Source organism: Pseudomonas sp. E1MeOHC2 (assembly GCF_058745025.1).
This window is the reverse complement of record NZ_CP196675.1, coordinates 24,260-43,565: the sequence shown is the minus strand read 5'-3', so window position 1 is coordinate 43,565 and position 19,306 is coordinate 24,260. Positions and strand designations below refer to the sequence as shown.

Here is a 19,306-nt window from a genome sequence, read left to right as displayed (position 1 = left end):
TATGCGGGTCTGTTCGGTAGCGAACAGACCCGCATTGGTACAGCGCACAAAGGCCGGTGGCACAGGCGGCTGTTCACAGGCGTTCTCCAAAATGCCCCGCCACGTTCAGCGCGCTGAGCACGCCGTCTTCGTGGAAGCCGTTGCCCCAATAGGCACCGCAGTAATAGCTGTGCTGGCGGCCCTGCAGCTCGTTATGGCGGGCCTGGGCGGCCAAGGCTGCCAGGCTGTACTGGGGCTGGGCATAACTGAAATGTGCAAGGACCTGCGCCGGGTCTACCTGCGCGGTCTGGTTGAGGCTCACGCAGAAGGTCACTGGCGCATCGATGCCCTGCAGGATGTTCATGTTGTAGGTGAGTGCGGCGGGTGCCTGCTCGGCGCCCCCCAGGCGGTAGTTCCAGCTGGCCCAGGCTTTGCGCCGGCGCGGCAGCAGGCGGGTGTCGGTGTGCAGCACCACGTCGTTGCTGGCGTAGGTGAGGGTACCCAGCACCACGCGCTCGTCTGCACTGGGCGCCTCCAGCAGGGCCAAGGCCTGATCGCTGTGGCAGGCGAACACCACCTTGTCGAAGCGCTCGGTGCCGGCGGCGCTGCTCACGGCCACGCCAGCGTGATCACGGCTGACCCGTGCAACCGGGCAATTGCAGCGGATACGCTTGGCAAAGGGGCGGCACAACGGCGCCACGTAGCTGCGCGAGCCACCCTCGATTACCCGCCATTGCGGGCGCTGGTTGACCGACAACAGGCCGTGATTGCGGCAGAAACGCACGAAGAACTGCAGCGGAAAACCCAGCATGTCGGCGCGTGACATCGACCAGATCGCCGAACCCATGGGCACGATGTAGTGGTTGATGAAGCGCTGCCCATAACCCTGCGCCCGCAAATAACTACCAAGGGTGGTGTCCTCATCGATGCGCTGGTTGTCGAGGTCGGCAAGGGCCTGGCGATTGAAGCGCAGAATGTCGCGCAACATGCCCCAGAAACCGGGCGAAAGCAGGTTGCGCCGCTGGGCGAACAGGGTGTCCAGGTCATGCCCGTTGTACTCCAGGCCACTGCGTGGGTCATGCACCGCAAAGCTCATCTGGGTCGGCTGCGACGTAACGCCCAGCTGATCGAGCAGGCGAATGAAATGCGGGTAGGTCCAGTCATTGAAGACGATGAAACCGGTGTCCAGCGCATAGTCCTGGCCGCCCCACCGCACATCCACGGTATGGGCGTGGCCACCGACCCAGTCGGCCGCTTCGAACACCGTGATCTCATGCCGGCGTGACAGCAGATGGGCACAGGTGAGGCCGGCGATACCGCTGCCGATGATTGCGATGCGCATGGCGGTCTATTCCCGTTCGTGACGCGCCAGGCGTTGGCCGAGCTTGAGGCGCCAGTGCATTCACTACTTGTACAAAAAAGTTTTCTTGTACAGGTATAGATGAGCTTTTGCCGCAAAGCTATACGGGTTGTTTTTTTACACAGGCTTGCGGTTGCGCTTAGGTCAGGATGGACCTCTGCGCACAAGCGGTGGCCTCATTCCGCTTCCTGTGCCCCGGCAATATGCCGCCCGGCCACGTAGCCGAAAGTCAGCGCCGGGCCCAGATTGATGCCGCCTGACGGGTACCAACCGCCAAACACGCTGGCCATGTCGGTACCCGCCGCATAAAGCCCGCCGATTGGCTGGCCACGTTCGTCCAGAACACGTGCATGGCCGTCGGTGCGCAGGCCGGCGAAGGTGCCAAAGCACCCTGGCTGGACTTTTACCGCGTAAAACGGCCCCTGTTCGATTGGCGCGACGCAGGGGTTCGGCCCGCGGTATGCCGGGTCCCCCTGTTTACGGTTGAATGGCGTGGAGCCGCGGCCGAATGCCGGGTCCTCGCCTTGGCGCGCATGGCGGTTGTAGGCGGCGACGGTGGCGCTCAACCCGCTAGGGTCGATGCCGCAGGCCTGGGCCAGTTGTTCGAGGCTGGCGCCGCGCTTGAGGTAGCCGCTGCGCACATGTGGCCATACCGGCAGTGGCGCGGGGCGGGCGTGGCCGAGGCCGTAGCGGCGCAGGAAGCGGTGGTCGCAGACCAGCCACGAGCAGGCTTCCTCGCCCTGCGGGACCGCCTCGAGCATGGCCGACACGTAGTCGTAGTAACCGTGTGCCTCGTTGACGAAACGGTTGCCATTGGCCAGCACACCGATGACGCCGGGCTTGCCGCGCTCGATGATGTGCGGGAAGTGGCCGACACTGCCGTCGCGGTGCGGCACTTTGGAGACCGGTGCCCAGGCCACCGCTGATTTCAGGTCGGTGGCCACCACGCCGCCCGCCGATTCGCCAAGGCGCAAGCCATCGCCCGAGCAGGACTGCGGGGGCAGGGCGAGGTTGTCATGGCCAGTGGCGTCACGGGCAAACAGCTGACGGCGCCGCGCACTGTCATTGGGGAAGCCGCCGGCTGCGAGTACAACAGCTTTCGCCCTCACCGTCAGGTCGCCCTGCGGGGTGCCTATCACGGCCCCGCGTACCTGCCCGTTTTCGAGCAGCAGGCGCTTGGCCGGGGCCGATTCCTGCAGGCGCACGCCAAGGTCTGCGGCCGACTTGGCCAGGCGCGCCACCAGGGCAACGCCATTGACCAGGTGCATGGCCCGGCCATGGCGGGCGAGGTGGTACAGGTGGCGGCCAAAACGCTTGCACACATGCAGCAAGGCGCGTGGCGACCGGGTCATGTTGAGAAAGGCCGCCAGGTCGGGGCCGGCCATGATCGGCATGCCCATGAACGAGGTCTCGCGCAGGGTTTTGCGCAGGCGCGGCAACAGCGCGCCGACCTCACGGGCATCGTAGGGGGCTGCGATGACCTGGTGGCCGCCGGTCGCGGCGCCGGGTGTGTCGCCATGCATGTCGGGGATGGCGTTGCCGTCGACGAACTGCAGTGCGGTGTGTTTCTCGAAAAAGGCGACCATGTGCGGGCAGGCCTGGAGGAAGGCATCCACCCGTTCCGCGTCGTACTGTGCGCCAAGCTCATTACGCAGGTAGGTGCGCGGCTGCTCGATGTCTTCTTCTATACCGGCGCGGCGCGCCAGCGGGTTGCGCGGCACCCAGGCCCAGCCGCCGGACCAGGCGGTGGCGCCGCCGAACACCGGCGCCTTCTCGACCAACATCACGCGCTGCCCGTGCCAGGCAGCCGTTACCGCCGCAGCCAGGCCGGCTGCGCCTGAGCCAATGACCAGTACGTCGTATTCGGCTTGCAAGGTGTCGGTAGGCATCGCAGGATCTCCAGTATTATTATTGGAACGTGGTTCCATATACTTCATGGATGACCGAGCAGGATGCAAGTGACGCAGCGCGGTACTGGTCGATAACCGGACACTTCAGCGCACAGACGCTGCGCGGGTTGCCTCAGCTGTGGAATCATCTTCCAAAATTTGCCACTTTTTCAGGGACCTTAGTCATGGCTGGTAGTCAGATCGAACGCGCCTTCAGTCTTGTAGAAAGCCTGACCGGCGAGCCTGAGGGCCTTGCCCTGCAGACCCTGGCCGAGCGCCTGGAGATCCCCAAGAGCGCCACCCACCGCATGCTGGCCGAGCTGGTCCGCCTGGGCTATGTGCGGCAGAACCGCGACAACAGCCGCTATCAGTTGTCTGCCAAGTTGGTGGCGCTGGGCTTTCGTTACCTGTCCAGCAGTGGTGCCGACATCATTCAGCCGATGCTCGACCGCCTGGCCCAGGACAGCGGCGAACTGGTGCGCCTGGGCGTGATCGAAGGCAGCCGTCAGACCTGGATCGCCAAGTCCCAGGGCGCGCGCTCCGGTCTGCGCTACGACCCCGACATGGGCCGCGATGCCCCGTTGTTCTACACCGCCTCCGGCCATGCCTGGCTGGCCAGCCTGAGCGATGAGGAGGCGCTGCAGATGGTGCTGCGCCAGGGCATCGCCGACCCTGCACAGTTCGGCCCGAACGCGCCGCGCTCCACCGACGAGCTGCTGGGCTACCTGCAGCGCGCACGCGAGCGCGGCTATGCCTGGGTCGAGCAAACCTCGGCGGTGGGCACATCGGCGTTGGCCGCCGTGGTGCGGCGGCCACGCACTGACGAGGTGATCGGCGTGCTGAGCATCGCAGGCCCCAGTGCCCGGCTGGCGCAATCGCGCCTGCCGGAACTGGCGACGCTGCTGCTGGCGGCGGTGGACGAGTTGTCGGCGGCCAGCCAGGCCAGCGAGCTGTTCGCCTGAAGCGGTGCCCGTGCTTTTGTGGTCGATAACCGCACAGTCTGTGCAGGTGGCGCTTCTGTAAAGCTGACCCGCGTTCTAAATTGTCGAATATGGATTCTGGAACCGTGTTCCGAAATCCATGCCCGACAATAACGACAAGAGGACAGTCCGTTGAACTCACCGCTTCGTATCGCCCTGATTGGCGCCGGTATCATGGGCCGCCAGCATTACCAGCACCTGCGCCAGGTACCGCAAGCCCAACTGTGCGCAGTGGCCGACCCTGGCCCGCAGGCTGAGGCCTTCGCCGCCGAATGCGGGGTGGCTTATTACGCTGATCATCGCCAGATGCTGACCCACGTCAAACCCGAGGCGGTGATTGTCGCCAACCCCAACAACCTGCATGTGGCCACGGCACTGGATTGCATCGAGGCCGGTGTGCCGGTGTTGCTGGAAAAGCCGGTAGGCGTGCACCTGGATGAAGTCCGTGCGCTGGTGCAAGCCTCACGGCGTCATGGCGTGCCCGTACTGGTTGGCCACCATCGGCGGCACAACCCGCTGATCGCCCGCGCGCGTGGTTTGATCGCGCAGGGCGCCCTGGGCAGGCTGATTAATGTCACCGCGCTGTGGCAGCTGCAAAAGCCCGACAGCTACTTCGATACCCCTTGGCGTCGCGAACCGGGCGCCGGTTTTCTCCTCACCAACCTGATCCACGACCTGGACTTGCTGCGTTACCTGTGCGGCGAGGTCGTGCAGGTGCAGGCGTTCACCCGCAACGATGTGCGTGGGTTTGCCAATGAAGACAGCGCCGCGGTGCTGTTGCAATTCGCCAACGGGGCACTGGGCAGCCTGACGGGCTCCGACGCGGTGGCTGCGCCCTGGAGCTGGGAGCTGACCTCCGGCGAAAGCCCGATGTATCCGCGTCAGGATGGCCAGCCTTGCTATCTGCTGGCCGGCAGCCAGGGCGCACTGAGCATTCCGCAGCTCAAGCACTGGCACTACGCCGAAGCGGGGACGGGTTGGCACACACCCTTGCTGCAGGGCGAAACCGACCCGCCTGCAGGCGAGGCGTTGACCTTGCAGTTGCAGCACTTCATTCGCGTTGCCCGCGGTGAAGAGGCCCCCTTGACCGACGCCGCAGACGGCGGCCGCACACTGGCCCTGGTCGAGGCGATCCGCCAGGCCGCCGAAAGCGGCCGAGCCTGTGCCCCGGCGCTTATGGACTGACGCGCCCGCGCAGCCGCTAGCCCTTCATTGACACCTTTAATTGCCTTCTGGTGACAGACATGACTGATCGTATCTTTTCCCTTGCCGCGCTGACGGTGCTGGAGCTTTCCCCGCCTGCCATGGTGGAAGCTGCCGCCCGCGCCGGCTACAGCCACGTGGGCCTGCGCCTGGTGGCGGCGACCCCAGAGGAACAGCACTTCCCGCTGGTGGCCGACGCCGACCTGCGCCGGCAGACTCAGGCGCGCCTGCGCGATACCGGCATCCAGGTTCTCGACCTGGAAATCCTCCGGCTCAAGCCTGAAACCTGTGTTGCTGATTTCGAAGCCATCCTGGCGGTGGGCGCCGAGTTGGGCGGCAGCGAGTTGCTGGTGGCCGGCAATGATCCTGACGAGGCTCGCCTTACTGACCGCTTTGCCGAACTGTGCGACCTGGCGGCGGGTTACGGCATCCACCCGCATCTGGAATTCATGCCCTGGACTGACGTTCGCGATTTGCAGCAAGCCATGCGCATCGTTGCCAACGCGGACCGGGCAAACGGCTGCGTGCTGGTGGACGCGTTCCATTTCAACCGCTCCGCTTCCTCGCTCGACGACCTGGCGCGCCTGGCACCTCAACGCATGCGCTATGCCCAGCTGTGCGACGTGGCCGGCCCTGTGCCGGACGACATGGACGAAATCTTGCGTCAGGCGCGCAACGAGCGGCGCTTCCCGGGTGATGGCGATGCCGACCTGATCGGCCTGTTGCGTGGTTTGCCGGCCACAGTGCCGCTGAGCCTGGAGATTCCGACGCGACAGTTGCTGGAGCAGGGGGTGAGTGGCGAGCAGCGTGCGCGAATGGCGCTGGAAAAGGCCAAGGCGGTATTGGCGCGGGTTTGAACTTCAGCAAGAACCGGGGCCGCTGAGCGGCCCATCGCCTGTAGAAAAATAATATTTCGTCGATTTATCAATAACCAGTGGGAGCGGGCTTGCCCCGCGAACACCGGCGAAGCCGGTGCCAGGCAACGCGTCGCCCCATTCGCGGGGCAAGCCCGCTCCCACAATTTGCCCCGTGTTCCGCACTACAGCGCAGCCCCAAAAAAAGATACTGGCGCGGGTTTGAACTTCAGCAAGAACTGGGACCGCTGAGCGGCCCATCGCCCGCAGGCCAGCGCCCGTAGAAAAATATTTCGTCTATTTATCAATAACTTGTGGGAGCGGGCTTGCCCCGCGAACACCGGCGAAGCCGGTGCCAGGCAACGCGTGGCCCCATTCGCGGGGCAAGCCCGCTCCCACAAAATTTGCCCCGTGTTACGCACTACAGCGCAGCCCCAAAAAAAGATACTGGCGCGGGTTTGAACTTCAGCAAGAACTGGGGCCGCTGAGCGGCCCATCGCCCGCAGGCCAGCGCCCGTAGAAAAAACATTTCATCTATTTATCAATAATTTGTGGGAGCGGGCTTGCCCCGCGAACACCGGCGAAGCCGGTGCCAGGCAACGCGTGGCCCCATTCGCGGGGCAAGCCCGTTCCCACAAAATTTGCCCCGTGTTCTGCACTACAGCGCAGCCCCAAAAAAAGAGGCTCCGAAGAGCCCAATAGAGGAAATCTGGGTTGGCCTTTAAGCGGCCTCGATCCCACGCGGCGCCATGAAGTACATCCACACCAGTGCAATGAAGTACATCACCGGGATCATGGTGAACAACACGGCGTAGTTGTTGTGGGTGACCGTCAGCACGCTGCCGACGATCTGCGTCATGAACATCCCGCCGATGGCTGCGCACATGCTGCCGAAGCCGAACACCGTGCTCACCAGATGCTTGGGCGTGTAGTCCATGACCAGGCTCCAGATGTTCGCGGTCCAGGCCTGGTGCGCACCGACCGCTACGGCGATGGCGAGCACCGCGACCCACAGGCCACTGGCGTGAGCGGCGAAGACCACGCTGACGATGGTGCAGGCAAAGATCAGCATCGAGATCAGCCGGGCACGGGCGGCGCGCACGCCGCGGCCGATCAGCCAGGACGACAGAATGCCGCCGCCGATGCTGCCGAAGTCTGCGGTGAGCCAGATCAGGATCAGCGGAATGCCCATCTGGGTGACACTGATGCCCAGGTCATACTGCTGGTTGAGAAACGGCGGCAGCCAGTAGAGATAGAACCAAAACACCGGCGCCGTGATCGAGTACGCCACGGCAAAGGCGCAGGTGCCGCGCTGACGCAGAATGCGGCTGAATGGCACCGGTTTGGCGTCCGGCTCGTCATCCTGTTGGATGTAGTCCAGCTCGCTCTGGCGAACGTGCGGGTGCGCCTCCGGGTTGAAGTACTTCAGGCCCCACAACACGACCCAGACCAGGCCGAGGCTGCCCATGGCGATGAACGCGGCCTGCCAGCCCCAAGCGGCCAGGATCAGCGGCAGCAGCGCCGGGGTGACCATGGCACCAACGTTGGTGCCGGCGTTGAACAGGCCGGTGGCGATGGCCCGTTCGCCGGCGGGGAACCACAGGCGCGTGGTCTTCACACAGGCCGGGTAGTTGGCCGCCTCGGTCAGGCCGAGAATGAAGCGGCAAACCATGAAACCAGCCGCCGAGGTAGCCAGGCCATGAGCCCCGGTGGCCAGGCTCCAGAGCAGCACCGCGACGAAGAAGGCATGCTTTACCCCGACCTTGTCGATCAACCGACCCTGCAGCACAAAGCCGATTGCGTAGCCGACCTGGAACCAGAAGTTGATGTTGGCGTAGTCCATCGCCGTCCAGCCCATGTCCTTGGCGAGGACGGGCTGCATGATGCCGAGGGCGGCACGGTCGATGTAGTTGAGGGTGGTGGCGAAGAACACCAGGGCAAGCATGCCCCAGCGGGTCTTGCCCACCGCGAAGGCGCCACGCACCTTGTCGCCGATGGACCCATGGGCGATGCGGGGGCTGGCAGTGTTGAACTTTGAAGGTGTCATGTGGAGTCGTTTCTTGAAATTGTTTTGAACGGCGGTGCGTCTGGAAAGCGGTTTTGCCCAGGGCAGGGCTGGGCGCGCAAGGTCATTTAATGGTGCGCAGTGAATGGTTGAGCGTCAATTCAAAGAGGGGGCTACTGTTCGCTGATCGAACAAAAGCGCTGCTGCGTCGTCTTGCAGGCCACACAGCGCCTTGCCAGCCAGATACCCGAAGGTCATCCCAGGGCCAAGGGTGATACCGCCGCTTGGGTAGTGCCCGCCCATGATGCTGTGCATATCGTTGCCGACGGCGAACAAGCCGGGGATCGGGCGTTGCTCGCTGTCCAGGACCTGTGCCGAAGCATCCGTGTGCAGGCCGGCGAACGTCCCCAGGCTGCCCGGCAGCAGCTTCACCGCATGAAAGGGGCCCTGCAGCAGCGGCCGCAGTGACGGGTTGGGCGCTTGCAGCGGGTCGCCCTGGGCGCGGTTGTAAAGCGAGGCGCCACGCTGGAAGTCCGGGTCTGCACCCTGCGCCGCGTGCTGATTGAAACGGGCCACGGTGCGCTGCAGTTGCTGTGCATCGATCCCGCAGCGTGCGGCCAACTGTGCCAGGGTAGGGCCGCTGTGCAGGTAACCGCGCCGCTCATAGAAGCGGGTAGGGAACGGGAACGGCTTGGCCCAGCCGATGCCATAGCGCCGCTGCGCGGGGTGATCGCAGATCAACCAGGCCTCAGGTGGTTCGCCGGGTGGCGTGGCCGCGAACAGTGCATTCATGAAGTCATGGTAGCTGTCGGCCTCGTTGACGAACCGCCGACCGTCGCGGCGCACGGCAATGAAGCCCGGCTTTGCGCGGTCGATCAGGTGCGGGAAATGGCCGAGGCTGCCGTCGCCTCGCGGCACCTGCGATACCGGCGCCCAGGCCCCGGCGTGGGCCGCCGAGTTGGTTACCTGTGCGCCGACCTGCTCGCCCAAGCGCAGGCCATCGCCACTGTTTTGTGGCGGTGCGGCGGAGTAGTGGCAGTCGCCCTCGGGCGCGTGGGGTATCAGTTGGGCGATGCGCTGGCGGTCATGGGGGAAGCCGCCACAGGCCAGCACCACACCGCGTCGGGCGTGGATCACCTGGCCATCGCTGAACGCTACACCGGTGATGCGCCCATCCCTCAGCAGGCGGACGCCTTGCCTGTCGTTCAGCAGCGTCACGCCCAGGTCGAGGGCACTGCGCAGCAGGCGTGCCACCAGTGCATTGCCGTTGACCAACTGCAGCCCGCGACGATGCAGCAACAGGTCGCGACCGTGGCGCAGCAGGCGTTTGCCGACGTGCCAGGCCGCCTTGGGCGAACGGCTGGCGTTGAAGAAAGCGGCCATGTCCGCGCCACCGGCGATGCCCATGCCGGCCAGGCTGACGATGTCCAGAGGTGGCCGCAGTTTGTGCACCCAGTGCCCGAGCAGGCGCCCGTCAAACGGTTGCGCGCACAGGGAACGCCCGCCGCGCGCACTGCCGTCCCCCTCGTGCATGTCGGGCATCTTAGTGCCGGACTGGAACTGCACCGCAGTATGTTGCTGGAAAAACGCCACCATCTCCGGCCCATGGCGCAAAAACGCCTGTTGGCGTGGGTCCAGTTCGCTGACATGGGTCTGCGTGCGCAGGTAGCGCTCTGGCGCGCCATCGGCTTCGACGATGCCTTCGGCGATCGCCAGCGGGTTGCGGGGTATCCATAACCACCCCCCCGACCAGGCGCTGGTGCCGCCGAAGTGGCTGGCCTTTTCCGCGACGATCACCTTCAGGCCGTGATGGGCGGCGGTTACCGCGGCAGCCAGGCCAGAGGCGCCGGAGCCGAGGACAAGTACGTCACATTCCAGGGATTGCATGGCGGCGCTCCGGTCCGGTTCGAGGGGCAGTTACTTACTGCAGCGGCGAAAAGCCGGTCGGGCGCATCAACCGCGATTGCAGCCGCAGTACGGCGCCCAGCTCGCGGTTGCGTTGCGAGAATTCCGCCCAGCGCGGGTCCGCCGCCATCGCCGCGCGGCGCTGCATGCGGTCGTCGAGGCTGGTATAGCCCCACAGGTGCACCACTTGGTTGACCTCGCCGAATTCGCTGGTGAAGAAACCGACCAGCTTGCCCAGGTGTTCGCTTTGCACCGCCAGCGCGTGGCTCTGGTACAGGGCCAGCCAGTCGGCCATTTTCAGCGGGTCGAGGGTGTAGGTTCTCAGTTCGTAGTACATGCAACAGTCTCCTGGTAAGGGGCCGGCGCCTTCAGGCGTTCGGCAATAGGGCTGGCGGCGAGCCAGCCGAAGGTGAGGGCAGGGCCGAGGACGACCAGGTCGTACACCTGTTCGATAGCGGCCATGGCCTCAAATCTCCAGCGGGGTGACGCCCATGAAGGCGCCTAGCTGGCCGAGTTGGGCGAAGGCCATCTGCGGCCCGGTCTGGATCGCACAACCGAGCTGGCGTGCCCTGTGCAACAAGGGGGTGATTTCCGGCGAGGTGACCACGTCGGCAACCAGGGTGGAGGGCTGCAGGGTGTCCAGCAGCGCGCTCGCCAGCGGCAGCTCATCGGCACCGCCCATGCCGACCGGCGAAGCATTGACCAGCAGGTCGAACGCTTCCAGCGAGTGGTATTGAGTGGTGATATCGAGGTTGGGGAAGGCTGTGCCGAGCACTGCGCAAAGCGCGCCAGCACGGGCAGCGCTGGGGTCGCTTAGGGTGACCTGAGACACGCCCGCTTCACCCAGCGCATAGGCGATTGCACTGCCCACCCCGCCACAGCCAATCACCAGCGCGCGTTTGCCCGCCGGCTCAAAGCCCTGCTTGCGTGCGGCGCCGAGAAAGCCTGCGCCGTCGACATTGTCGCCCAGCAGGCGACCGTCACTGTGGCGGCGCAGCACGTTGACCGACCCCAGTGCGGCAGCGCGCTCGCTGAGGCCGTCCAGGCGCGCGGCCAGTGCCTGCTTGTAGGGCACGGTGACCACGCAACCGCGCAGGTTGCGCCAGGCGCGCAGGCTGCCGACAAAGGCATCCAGCGCACCTTCTTGCAGGTCGATGGGGAGCATTGCCAGGTCGCAGCCGTTGCTGGCGAACCAGGTGTTGAAGTTTTCAGGCGATTTCACCTGGGCGATGGGTGAACCGACGATGGCGACCAGTTCTGTCGAGCCCCGAATCATGCTGACCTCCGTGCTTGCTGTTGTTGTGCAGGCAAGGGTGACGGGGTGCAGGGGCCAGGGAAATGCGCTTGTCGGGCTTGCAGTGCGATAATCGCAGTCAGGTAGCGATTATTGGAGGTGAACGCCGTATTTTGACTGGGGAATCCCCCGTCAGGACGTGAACACATGGACAAACCCGAGATTCACCCCCGCGACCTGATCGCGGGCTTGCAAAAAGGCCTGGCATTGATGCAGCTGTTCAGCGTCGATCAGCCGCGCCTGACGGTGCCGCAGGCGGCCAGGCAGTCTGGCCTTACCCCCAGCGCTGCCCGTCGCTTTCTGCTGACGTTGGTGCACGAAGGCTTTGCCGACACCGACAGCCGCCACTATTGGCTCACGCCCAAGGCGCTGCGCATCGGCCAGGCCTACGTGGACTCGGCGCAGCTGCCGCGCATGCTGCGGCCGATCGTCGAGCAGGTGGCGCGCCAGACCCAGGAGCATGTCTCGGTCGGCACGCGCGACGGCGATGAAATCATCCACCTGGTGCGTAGCCGCTACAGCCACATCGCCTCGCTGTCGATCAGGCCCGGCTCGCGGGTGCCGATGTACTGCACCGCCGGCGGGCGAATCTGGCTGGCGGCGCTGGATGAAGCCGCGCGCGATGGCTACTTCTCGCGCAACCCCTTACGCCCGCTCACGCCCTATACGCAGACAGATAGGGCGCGGCTGGAAGAAGAACTGCAGCGCGTGCGCCAGCAGGGCTACAGCATCGTCGACCAGGAGTACGAAATTGGCATGCGTGTGCTGGGTGTGCCGCTGCTGGACCGTGGGGGTCAACTCAAGGCAACCCTGACGATCACCACCCACGCCTCGCGGTTAAGCGTCGACGAGATTAGGCTGCGCTACCTGCCGCCGCTCTACGAGGCGCAGGCGTTGTTGAAGCCGGTGGTGGGCTGATGGTTGCTCACGCAGGAACTCCGACACCTGCTTCAGGCCTTACTACTTACAGTCAAAAAGTCTCGCGTGGACAGAATATCTATTAAGGGGTACAACGATCACTCTTAACAACAAGACAAGGAATTTCAGAATGACGATCGAACGCCTGCACACGGATGCCCGCATGAGCTTGGTGGTCAAGCACCAAGGCACCGTTTATCTGTCAGGTGAGGTAGCCGACGATTTCACGGCGGATGTGGAACAGCAAACCCGCGAAACCTTGCACAATATCGAACGACTGCTCGACCAGGCAGGCACAGACAAGACCCGGATTCTGTCCGCAACCATTTACCTCAAAGACATCGAAGCGGACTTCGCGGGCATGAATCGCGTGTGGGATGCGTGGCTGCCGTTGGGGTGTGCGCCGGCCCGTGCAACGGTGCAAGCCAAGTTGTATGAGCCTGCTGTGCTGGTCGAAATGTCGATTGTCGCAGCGCTGCCAGACTGACAACGTTTCGGCTTTGCAGCAGGGGGATCACGTGTTTTCGCGAAGGGCTTTCAGGTATTTGTAAACAGTGGCGCGCCCCATGCTCAGCACGTTGGCGACATAGTCCGCGCCACTGCGGCCGTCAAAAGCACCTTCATGGAAGAGCGCATCGATGAGTTCACGTTTGCTTTTCATGTTGAGTGTATTGAGCGAAAGCTGACGTTCTGCCAACCACGCGTGCAGGAACGTATTGATCCGCTCCTGCCAGTCATCCTTGAACAGCACGTCGGGTTGAGGGATGAGCCGGCTCACCTGGAAAAAGGCATCCAATGCAGCCCGTGCCTGCTCCAGCACGGACAAATTCAGGTTGATGCACAACAGGAAGTCGGTTTGGCCCTCGGGGCCTTTCAACACGCTGGTGATCGAACGAATGTTCTGACCATTCCAGTTCAGTTTCTCGTAAGGGCCCAGGCTGGAAAGGCTGGAGGTATCGCCGGGAAATTCGTCAAGCGCGGAGTCGTCACCGAGTTGACGCTTGGAGAAGTTGTTTGCGATATGAACGACAGTGCGGCTACTCACCTCGTGGATGATCACCTCGGCATGCGGGAAGAGCAGGGTAGCGATGCTGTCTGCGATGATCTTGTAGTTGTCGAGGTTGTGCATGGTCGAGCTGGCTTCCTAGGTTACACGTGTTGGGCTCTTGGCCGTGTGCCGCGCGAAGGGTTCACAGCTTATCAGCTATCACGCACTGACCCTGGCCATTCTCTCGTCGGTTTTGCCTTGTCACGCTTTCTGCGTTCCAGCGCCAGCCACGTCACAACGCCTTCTTCGCCGCCGTCAGCGTATGGCAGCAGTGAGCCCTACCACAGCACCGCGCCGACGCCTGACCGCGCCAGCGATGTTTCCCAGCGCGGGGAGTTCTTGCATAACCTTGGCACGACCTTGAAAAACAATCCCGTGCCGACCACCTTCACGGTCCTTGGCCTGGCCTGGCTGGGCTTCAATCAAAATCGCCCGTTCAACCCCGGCCCTGCGCACACCGGTGCCGGGCTGGGCGAAAAGCTTGGCGATGCGGTGGACACGTTGAAGGCCAAGGGCGAGCAAGCCAAGGAAGCGGTAAAAGAATCGGTGAAGAATCCACCGGCCAGTTGACGTAGCGGCATTTTGATGGTCATCTGCGCGCCTGTTTCAGGTGCCCCCTGCCGCCGTGCATGGGGTGAAACGGGAAGCCGGTTCGTCATCGTGCGATGATCAGTCCGGCGCTGCCCCCGCAACGGTATGCGAGCGAAGCATTCGAGACACCACTGTGCCCTGGCATGGGAAGGTGAATGCTTCATGACCCTCGCGAGCCCGGAGACCGGCCTGAAGCATCGTTTGGCAAACCCGCGGTGGGCGGGCGCAGGCCGGTTTCCGTGGGCGTGCCTGCCCGCGATTCCTCTTTGCGTTGTTCCCCCGGGATTCTTTCATTCCTGCTTCAAGTGGAACGACATGTCCCGTTATTCGCTGTTCAGTTCTCTGCCAGGCACGCTGCTGCGTGCAAGCCTGGTGCCTTGTGCTTTTGTTTGCGTTGCAGCCCACGCCGCCGAGGCGGAGAACGCCCTGGCGCTCCCGGCCACGGACATTACCGGCACGGCCGAGGGCAACCCTCAGCCCGACCTGCGCACCCCAAGCACCAGTGGCTCGCGGCTTGGCCTGACGCCGCTGGAAACGCCCGCCAGCGTGACCAGCATCAGTGCCGAGCAAATCCTCACGCGCAACAACGCAACCGTTCAGGACGCAGTCACCCGTTCGCCCGGCATCACCTTCATCGGCACCCCCGGCAACGGCGGCACGGCGCTGTCGGCCCGTGGTTTTACCGGGCACAGTTCGACCATGCAGCTCTACGATGGTACCCGCTTGTACGTGGGCGCCGGCACGGTGACCTTCCCGGTGGACACCTGGTCGGTCGAGCGCATCGATGTACTGCGCGGCCCGGCTTCGGTGCTGTACGGCGAGGGCGCCACGGGCGCGGTGATCAACGTGGTGCCGAAGAAGCCGTTCGAAGGTGAGATCCGCAATCACCTGCGCCTGGGCTACGGCTCGGACGACCGTCGGCAGATGGCCCTGGACAGCGGCGGCTCGTTGACCGATACCTTGAGCTATCGCCTGAACCTCAACAAGCAGGCCAGCAACGGCTGGGTCGACCGGGGTGATTCGCAGAGCCTCGCCATCAGCGGCTCGCTGCGCTGGCAACCCAGCGATACGCTGAGCTTTACCCTCAGCCACGACAACGCTGACCAGGACCCGCAACAGTACATGGGTACGCCGTTGGTGGATGGGCATTTCCGCGAGTCGCTGCGCGATCACAACTACAACGTCAACAATGCCGAGGTGCATTACAACGACCAGTCCACGCGGCTGGTGACCGACTGGGTGATCAACGACAACCTGACCGCCAGCAACCAGCTGTACTTCCTCAAGGCCCAGCGCCGCTGGCGCAACGCCGAGACCTACACCTGGTTGCCAGGTGACCAGGTTCAGCGCAGCAGCTTCATCAGCATCAAGCAGACCCAGGAGCAGCTCGGTGATCGCCAGTCGTTCACCCTGCAACACCCGCTGTTCGGTCTGGACAGCCAGACCGTGGTCGGCGCCGACTACAACACGATCCGTTTTGTACGCAAGCACGACTTCGGCAACACCCTGACCGATACGGTGCCGCTGTCCGGTTCCGGTGGCGGCGAGTACATCAGCAACGACCCGTACCGCTCGCGCGAAGCCAACCAGGCCAAGCAGTTCTCGCTGTTCGCCGAAAACCGCACGCAACTGACCGAGCGCCTGTCGTTGATCACCGGTGTGCGCCGCGACCAGGTGCACCTGAACCGCGACGACCTGGATGCCGATACCCGCACCGATCGCAGCTTGTCCGGCGACAACTGGCGCGCCGGTTTGGTGTTTGCGCTGACCGAAGACCTGTCGCTTTACACCCAGTACGCCACCAGCACCGAAGGCGTGAGCAACCTGCTGACCCTCAACGCCGCGCAGCAGCAATGGGACCTGAGCACTGCCAAGCAAACCGAGGTAGGCATCAAGCAGCTGCTGCCGGACGGGCGAGGGGAGTGGACCCTGGCGGCCTATCACATCGTCAAGAAGAAACTGCTGAGCACCGACCCGCTCAACCCGACGCTGCAACAGCAGGTCGGCCAGCAGTCGTCGGATGGGATCGAAGCCAGCCTCGAACTGCGCCTGCCCTACGACGTACAGCTGTCCGCCAACGCCGCCTGGGTGCGCGCGGAGTACGACGAGTTTGCCAGTGGCGCCAATGATTATTCGGGCAATCAGCCGATCAACGTACCGCGACGCTCGGCCAACCTGTGGCTGAGCAAGGACTTTGGCAACCGCTTCAGCGTCGGTGCAGGGGCGCGCTATGTCGACAGCCGTTACGCCGACAATGCCAACACCGTCGAGGTGCCCAGCTACACCGTGGTCGATGCCAATGTGGACTGGCACGTGCAACCGGACCTTACCCTGGGCCTGCAGTTGAACAACCTGTTCGACCGCCAATACGCCACCACCACCGGCAACAATGGCCGGCAGTGGTACTTGGGTGAACCGCGCTCGTTCTTCGTCACAGCTGACTACAGCTTCTAAGCCTGTCGCACCGGCCATTGGCCGGTGCTTGCTGAAGGGGATGCGCATGACGCAACTGCACATCGAGGCCCTGGATTGGGCCCTGCATGAACGGGGGCGGGCACCGCGCCCGCTGCTGCAAGGCGTGGACCTGCGAGTGGCGCAGGGCGAGTTCGTCGGTTTGATCGGCCCCAACGGCAGCGGCAAGACCAGCCTGCTGCGCTGCGCCTACCGTGCCAACGCGCCTGCCCAGGGCCGGGTGCGCCTTGGCGCGGATGACATCTGGCAGCGCAACCCGCGCTGGTGCGCACAACGCATCGCGGTGGTGCTGCAGGAGTTTCCCGAAGCGTTTGGCTTGAGCGTTGGCGATGTCGTTGCCATGGGGCGCGCACCGCACAAGGGCCTGTTCGACGGCGACACCGCCGAGGACGCCCTGCAAGTGGCCCAGGCCCTCGCCCAAGTAGGCCTTGCTGGCCAGGGCGAGCAAAGCTTTGCCACCCTGTCTGGTGGTGAGAAGCAGCGCGTGCTGCTGGCCCGGGCATTGGTGCAGGCGCCGCAGCTGTTGATGCTCGATGAACCGACCAATCACCTGGACCCGCGCTATCAGCTGGAGCTGCTGCAGCACCTGCGCAGCCTTGGCCTGAGCATTCTGGCCAGCATTCACGACCTCAACCTGGCGGCCGCGTTCTGTGATCGGCTGTACGTCATCGATGGCGGTCGTATTGTCGCCAGCGGCACACCGCAGCAGGTGCTGACCCCCGGGTTGCTCCGGCACGTCTTCGGCGTCGAGGCGCTGGTCGACCCGCACCCTCTGCACCCTTACCCACGCATTACCTGGATCACCCGAACATGACTGTCCGCTACCTGATCGGCCTGCTGTCGATCCTGTCCGCGCTGCCCGCCCTGGCCAGCGACTACCCCCTGAGCGTGCGCAGCTGCGACCGCGACGTGACGTTCACCCAGGCACCGCAGCGGGTGGTGGTGCACGATGTGAACATGACCGCAATGCTGCTGCACCTGGGGCTGCGCGAGCGCATCGTCGGCTACACCGGCTTCAGCGCCAGCAAGCACCGCGACCCGTGGGTAGACGCCGCGCTGCAGGGCGTGCCGCAGCTGGCCAGCCGGTACCCCGCCATCGAAACCTTGCTGGCGACCGAAGCCGATCTGTTTTTTGCCGGCTGGAACTACGGCATGCAGGTAGGCGGCCCGGTCACGCCCAGCACCCTCGCGCCGTTCGGTATCCCGGTGTACGAGCTGAGCGAGTCCTGTTCGTGGGTCATGGCCCAGCAACGGGCCAGCCTGGGTGACGTCTACCGCGACCTGGGCAATCTGGGGCGGATCTTCTCTGTCGAGCCCCAGGCCGACGCCTTGATCACGAGCATGCGCGCCCGCATCGATCACGTGCACCGACGCGTGGGGCAGGCGCAGCCCACCCCACGTGTGTTTCTCTACGACAGTGGCGAAGACCGCCCGACAACGTCGGGAAGGCTTGGCGTACCCCAGGCCCTGATTGAGGCGGCAGGCGGGCGCAATGTGATGGACGATGTTGCCGCCAGCTGGACCCAGGTGAACTGGGAAAGCGTGGTGGAGCGCGACCCGCAGGTGATCCTGATCGTCGACTATGGCCCGAGCACCTGGCAGCAGAAACGCGACTTCCTGCTGCGCCAACCCGCGTTGCAGGCTGTGCAGGCGATTCGTGATAAACGCTTCATTGTGCTGACTTACCTTGAAGTGACGCCTTCGGTGGAGAACGCACTGGCAATCGAAAAGCTTGCCGATGCCTTGCATCCCAAGCCGCTGCAGGGTGCCGCTCGATGAGGGCCGGGCACAGCCCTGCGGCGTATCGCGGGTTGATCGTGATGCTGAGCGCACTGTTGCTGGTGTCGTGCCTGGTCGCCCTGGCATTTGGCCCCGCGTCGGTGCCGCTGGCCCACGTTGCAGGGATCGTTGCCCAGCAACTGGGCATCGACATGGCGGGGGCGTGGACCCAGAGCCAGGCCCATATCGTCTGGCTGATCCGTGCCCCCCGGGTGCTGCTTGGGGCCTTGGTGGGGGCCGGCCTGGCATTGGTCGGCACTGCGCTGCAGGCCGTTACCCGTAACCCCCTGGCGGACCCTCATCTGCTGGGCGTCAGCTCGGGGGCGGCCTTGGGGGCGGTGCTGGTGATGCTTTACCTGGGCGAGTTCATCGGTGCCTTCAGCTTGCCGCTGGCGGCGTTCATGGGTGCGGCGGGGAGCATGCTGCTGGTGATCGCCGTGGCGCGGCGCAATGGCCGCATGGAAAGCGACCGCCTGTTGTTGGCGGGCGTCGCCGTGTCGTTCGTGCTGATGGCGGTGGTCAATTTGCTGCTGTATACGGGCGATCAGCACGCCGCTGCCTCGGTGGTGTTCTGGATGCTCGGTGGCCTGGGGGCGGCACGCTGGCCTGTCATCTGGCTGCCGGCGCTGTGCGTGTTGCTGGGGCTGCTCGCCTTGCAGGTCATGGGGCGCGGGCTGAATGCGCTGATGAGCGGTGAGCAGACGGCGGTCAGCCTGGGTTTCAATAGCCGCCGCCTGCGCTTGCAGGTGTTCACCTGCACGTCGCTGTTGACCGGTGTACTGGTCTCGCTCTCGGGTGCCATCGGCTTTGTCGGCCTGATGGTGCCGCACATGGCACGGGCGCTGGTGGGCGCGGAAAACCGCCGGCTGATGCCGGTGAGCGCGTTGCTGGGGGGGATTTTTCTGGTCTGGGTGGATGTGGCCGCACGCACCCTGATCGCCCCCGAAGACTTGCCCATCGGCATTGCCACCGCCGCGCTTGGCGGGGTGTTTTTCATTGTCCTGCTCAAGCGCTGAACGGCTGTGGCAA

General features: G+C 64.4%; 18 protein-coding genes and 1 riboswitch. Of the genes, 10 read left to right on the top strand and 8 right to left on the bottom strand.

Annotated elements, in window-relative coordinates:
- Positions 1–73: 73 nt before the first annotated feature.
- Together ACSSU5_RS00170 and ACSSU5_RS00165 are read right to left on the bottom strand one after the other, a co-directional pair.
- The gene (locus tag ACSSU5_RS00170; RefSeq protein WP_492560329.1) at positions 74–1,321 is read right to left on the bottom strand and encodes an NAD(P)/FAD-dependent oxidoreductase; all 1,248 of its coding nucleotides are present in this window, start codon (positions 1,319–1,321) and stop codon (positions 74–76) included.
- Positions 1,322–1,515: 194 nt separating this feature from the next.
- Entirely contained in the window at positions 1,516–3,228 is a 1,713-nt protein-coding gene (locus ACSSU5_RS00165; RefSeq protein ID WP_492560328.1) for an FAD-dependent oxidoreductase, read from the bottom strand.
- A 185-nt stretch (positions 3,229–3,413) separates the two neighbouring features.
- Here ACSSU5_RS00165 and ACSSU5_RS00160 point away from each other — a divergent pair, with 185 nt between their 5' ends.
- From ACSSU5_RS00160 to ACSSU5_RS00150, 3 genes are all read left to right on the top strand, one after another.
- Entirely contained in the window at positions 3,414–4,190 is a 777-nt protein-coding gene (locus ACSSU5_RS00160) for an IclR family transcriptional regulator (protein WP_264312832.1), read from the top strand.
- 150 nt (positions 4,191–4,340) lie between these two features.
- Complete coding sequence (locus tag ACSSU5_RS00155) at positions 4,341–5,393, top strand: Gfo/Idh/MocA family protein (protein ID WP_264312833.1); 1,053 nt, start codon at positions 4,341–4,343, stop codon at positions 5,391–5,393.
- A 59-nt stretch (positions 5,394–5,452) separates the two neighbouring features.
- Entirely contained in the window at positions 5,453–6,268 is an 816-nt protein-coding gene (locus ACSSU5_RS00150; protein ID WP_264312834.1) for a sugar phosphate isomerase/epimerase family protein, read from the top strand.
- Between the two features lie 718 nt (positions 6,269–6,986).
- Here ACSSU5_RS00150 and ACSSU5_RS00145 read toward each other — a convergent pair.
- From ACSSU5_RS00145 to ACSSU5_RS00125, 5 genes are all read right to left on the bottom strand, one after another.
- Positions 6,987–8,312 (bottom strand): MFS transporter, encoded by a 1,326-nt coding sequence (locus ACSSU5_RS00145; protein ID WP_492560327.1) that lies wholly within the window; start codon positions 8,310–8,312, stop codon positions 6,987–6,989.
- Positions 8,313–8,426: 114 nt separating this feature from the next.
- Complete coding sequence (locus ACSSU5_RS00140) at positions 8,427–10,157, bottom strand: FAD-dependent oxidoreductase (protein WP_492560326.1); 1,731 nt, start codon at positions 10,155–10,157, stop codon at positions 8,427–8,429.
- A 34-nt stretch (positions 10,158–10,191) separates the two neighbouring features.
- Positions 10,192–10,512, bottom strand: coding sequence for an NIPSNAP family protein (locus ACSSU5_RS00135; protein WP_264312837.1), 321 nt, complete (start codon positions 10,510–10,512; stop codon positions 10,192–10,194).
- The gene (locus ACSSU5_RS00130; RefSeq protein ID WP_264312838.1) at positions 10,497–10,637 is read right to left on the bottom strand and encodes a hypothetical protein; all 141 of its coding nucleotides are present in this window, start codon (positions 10,635–10,637) and stop codon (positions 10,497–10,499) included. Before ACSSU5_RS00130 ends, ACSSU5_RS00135 begins: the two co-directional genes overlap by 16 nt.
- 4 nt (positions 10,638–10,641) lie before the next feature.
- Positions 10,642–11,451 (bottom strand): shikimate dehydrogenase family protein, encoded by an 810-nt coding sequence (locus tag ACSSU5_RS00125; protein ID WP_492560325.1) that lies wholly within the window; start codon positions 11,449–11,451, stop codon positions 10,642–10,644.
- A 165-nt stretch (positions 11,452–11,616) separates the two neighbouring features.
- On the opposite strand from ACSSU5_RS00125, the gene ACSSU5_RS00120 reads away from it, so the two are divergent.
- Positions 11,617–12,387 carry an IclR family transcriptional regulator domain-containing protein gene (locus ACSSU5_RS00120; protein WP_264312840.1) on the top strand — a complete coding sequence of 257 codons (771 nt, stop codon included), beginning with the start codon at positions 11,617–11,619 and terminating at the stop codon, positions 12,385–12,387.
- A 130-nt stretch (positions 12,388–12,517) separates the two neighbouring features.
- The gene (locus ACSSU5_RS00115) at positions 12,518–12,874 is read left to right on the top strand and encodes a RidA family protein (RefSeq protein WP_492560324.1); all 357 of its coding nucleotides are present in this window, start codon (positions 12,518–12,520) and stop codon (positions 12,872–12,874) included.
- 27 nt (positions 12,875–12,901) lie between these two features.
- Here ACSSU5_RS00115 and ACSSU5_RS00110 read toward each other — a convergent pair whose 3' ends face one another.
- Positions 12,902–13,516: a helix-turn-helix transcriptional regulator gene (locus ACSSU5_RS00110; protein WP_264312842.1), complete on the bottom strand. Its 615-nt coding sequence runs from the start codon at positions 13,514–13,516 to the stop codon at positions 12,902–12,904.
- Positions 13,517–13,633: 117 nt separating this feature from the next.
- Between ACSSU5_RS00110 and ACSSU5_RS00105 the strand changes: the two genes are divergently transcribed.
- The 5 genes from ACSSU5_RS00105 to ACSSU5_RS00085 all read left to right on the top strand — a co-directional run bounded on the left by ACSSU5_RS00105 (position 13,634) and on the right by ACSSU5_RS00085 (position 19,293).
- Positions 13,634–14,005 (top strand): hypothetical protein, encoded by a 372-nt coding sequence (locus tag ACSSU5_RS00105; RefSeq protein WP_492560323.1) that lies wholly within the window; start codon positions 13,634–13,636, stop codon positions 14,003–14,005.
- 21 nt (positions 14,006–14,026) lie between these two features.
- Positions 14,027–14,233: riboswitch (cobalamin riboswitch) on the top strand.
- A 108-nt stretch (positions 14,234–14,341) separates the two neighbouring features.
- The gene (locus ACSSU5_RS00100; RefSeq protein ID WP_492560322.1) at positions 14,342–16,480 is read left to right on the top strand and encodes a TonB-dependent receptor; all 2,139 of its coding nucleotides are present in this window, start codon (positions 14,342–14,344) and stop codon (positions 16,478–16,480) included.
- 46 nt (positions 16,481–16,526) lie between these two features.
- A complete protein-coding gene (locus ACSSU5_RS00095) occupies positions 16,527–17,312 on the top strand; it encodes an ABC transporter ATP-binding protein (RefSeq protein WP_492560321.1) in 786 nt (261 codons plus the stop codon).
- Positions 17,309–18,277 (top strand): ABC transporter substrate-binding protein, encoded by a 969-nt coding sequence (locus tag ACSSU5_RS00090; protein WP_492560320.1) that lies wholly within the window; start codon positions 17,309–17,311, stop codon positions 18,275–18,277. Before ACSSU5_RS00095 ends, ACSSU5_RS00090 begins: the two co-directional genes overlap by 4 nt.
- Positions 18,274–19,293: a FecCD family ABC transporter permease gene (locus ACSSU5_RS00085; RefSeq protein WP_264312846.1), complete on the top strand. Its 1,020-nt coding sequence runs from the start codon at positions 18,274–18,276 to the stop codon at positions 19,291–19,293. The genes ACSSU5_RS00090 and ACSSU5_RS00085 overlap by 4 nt, the downstream gene beginning before the upstream one ends.
- Positions 19,294–19,306: the final 13 nt, after the last annotated feature.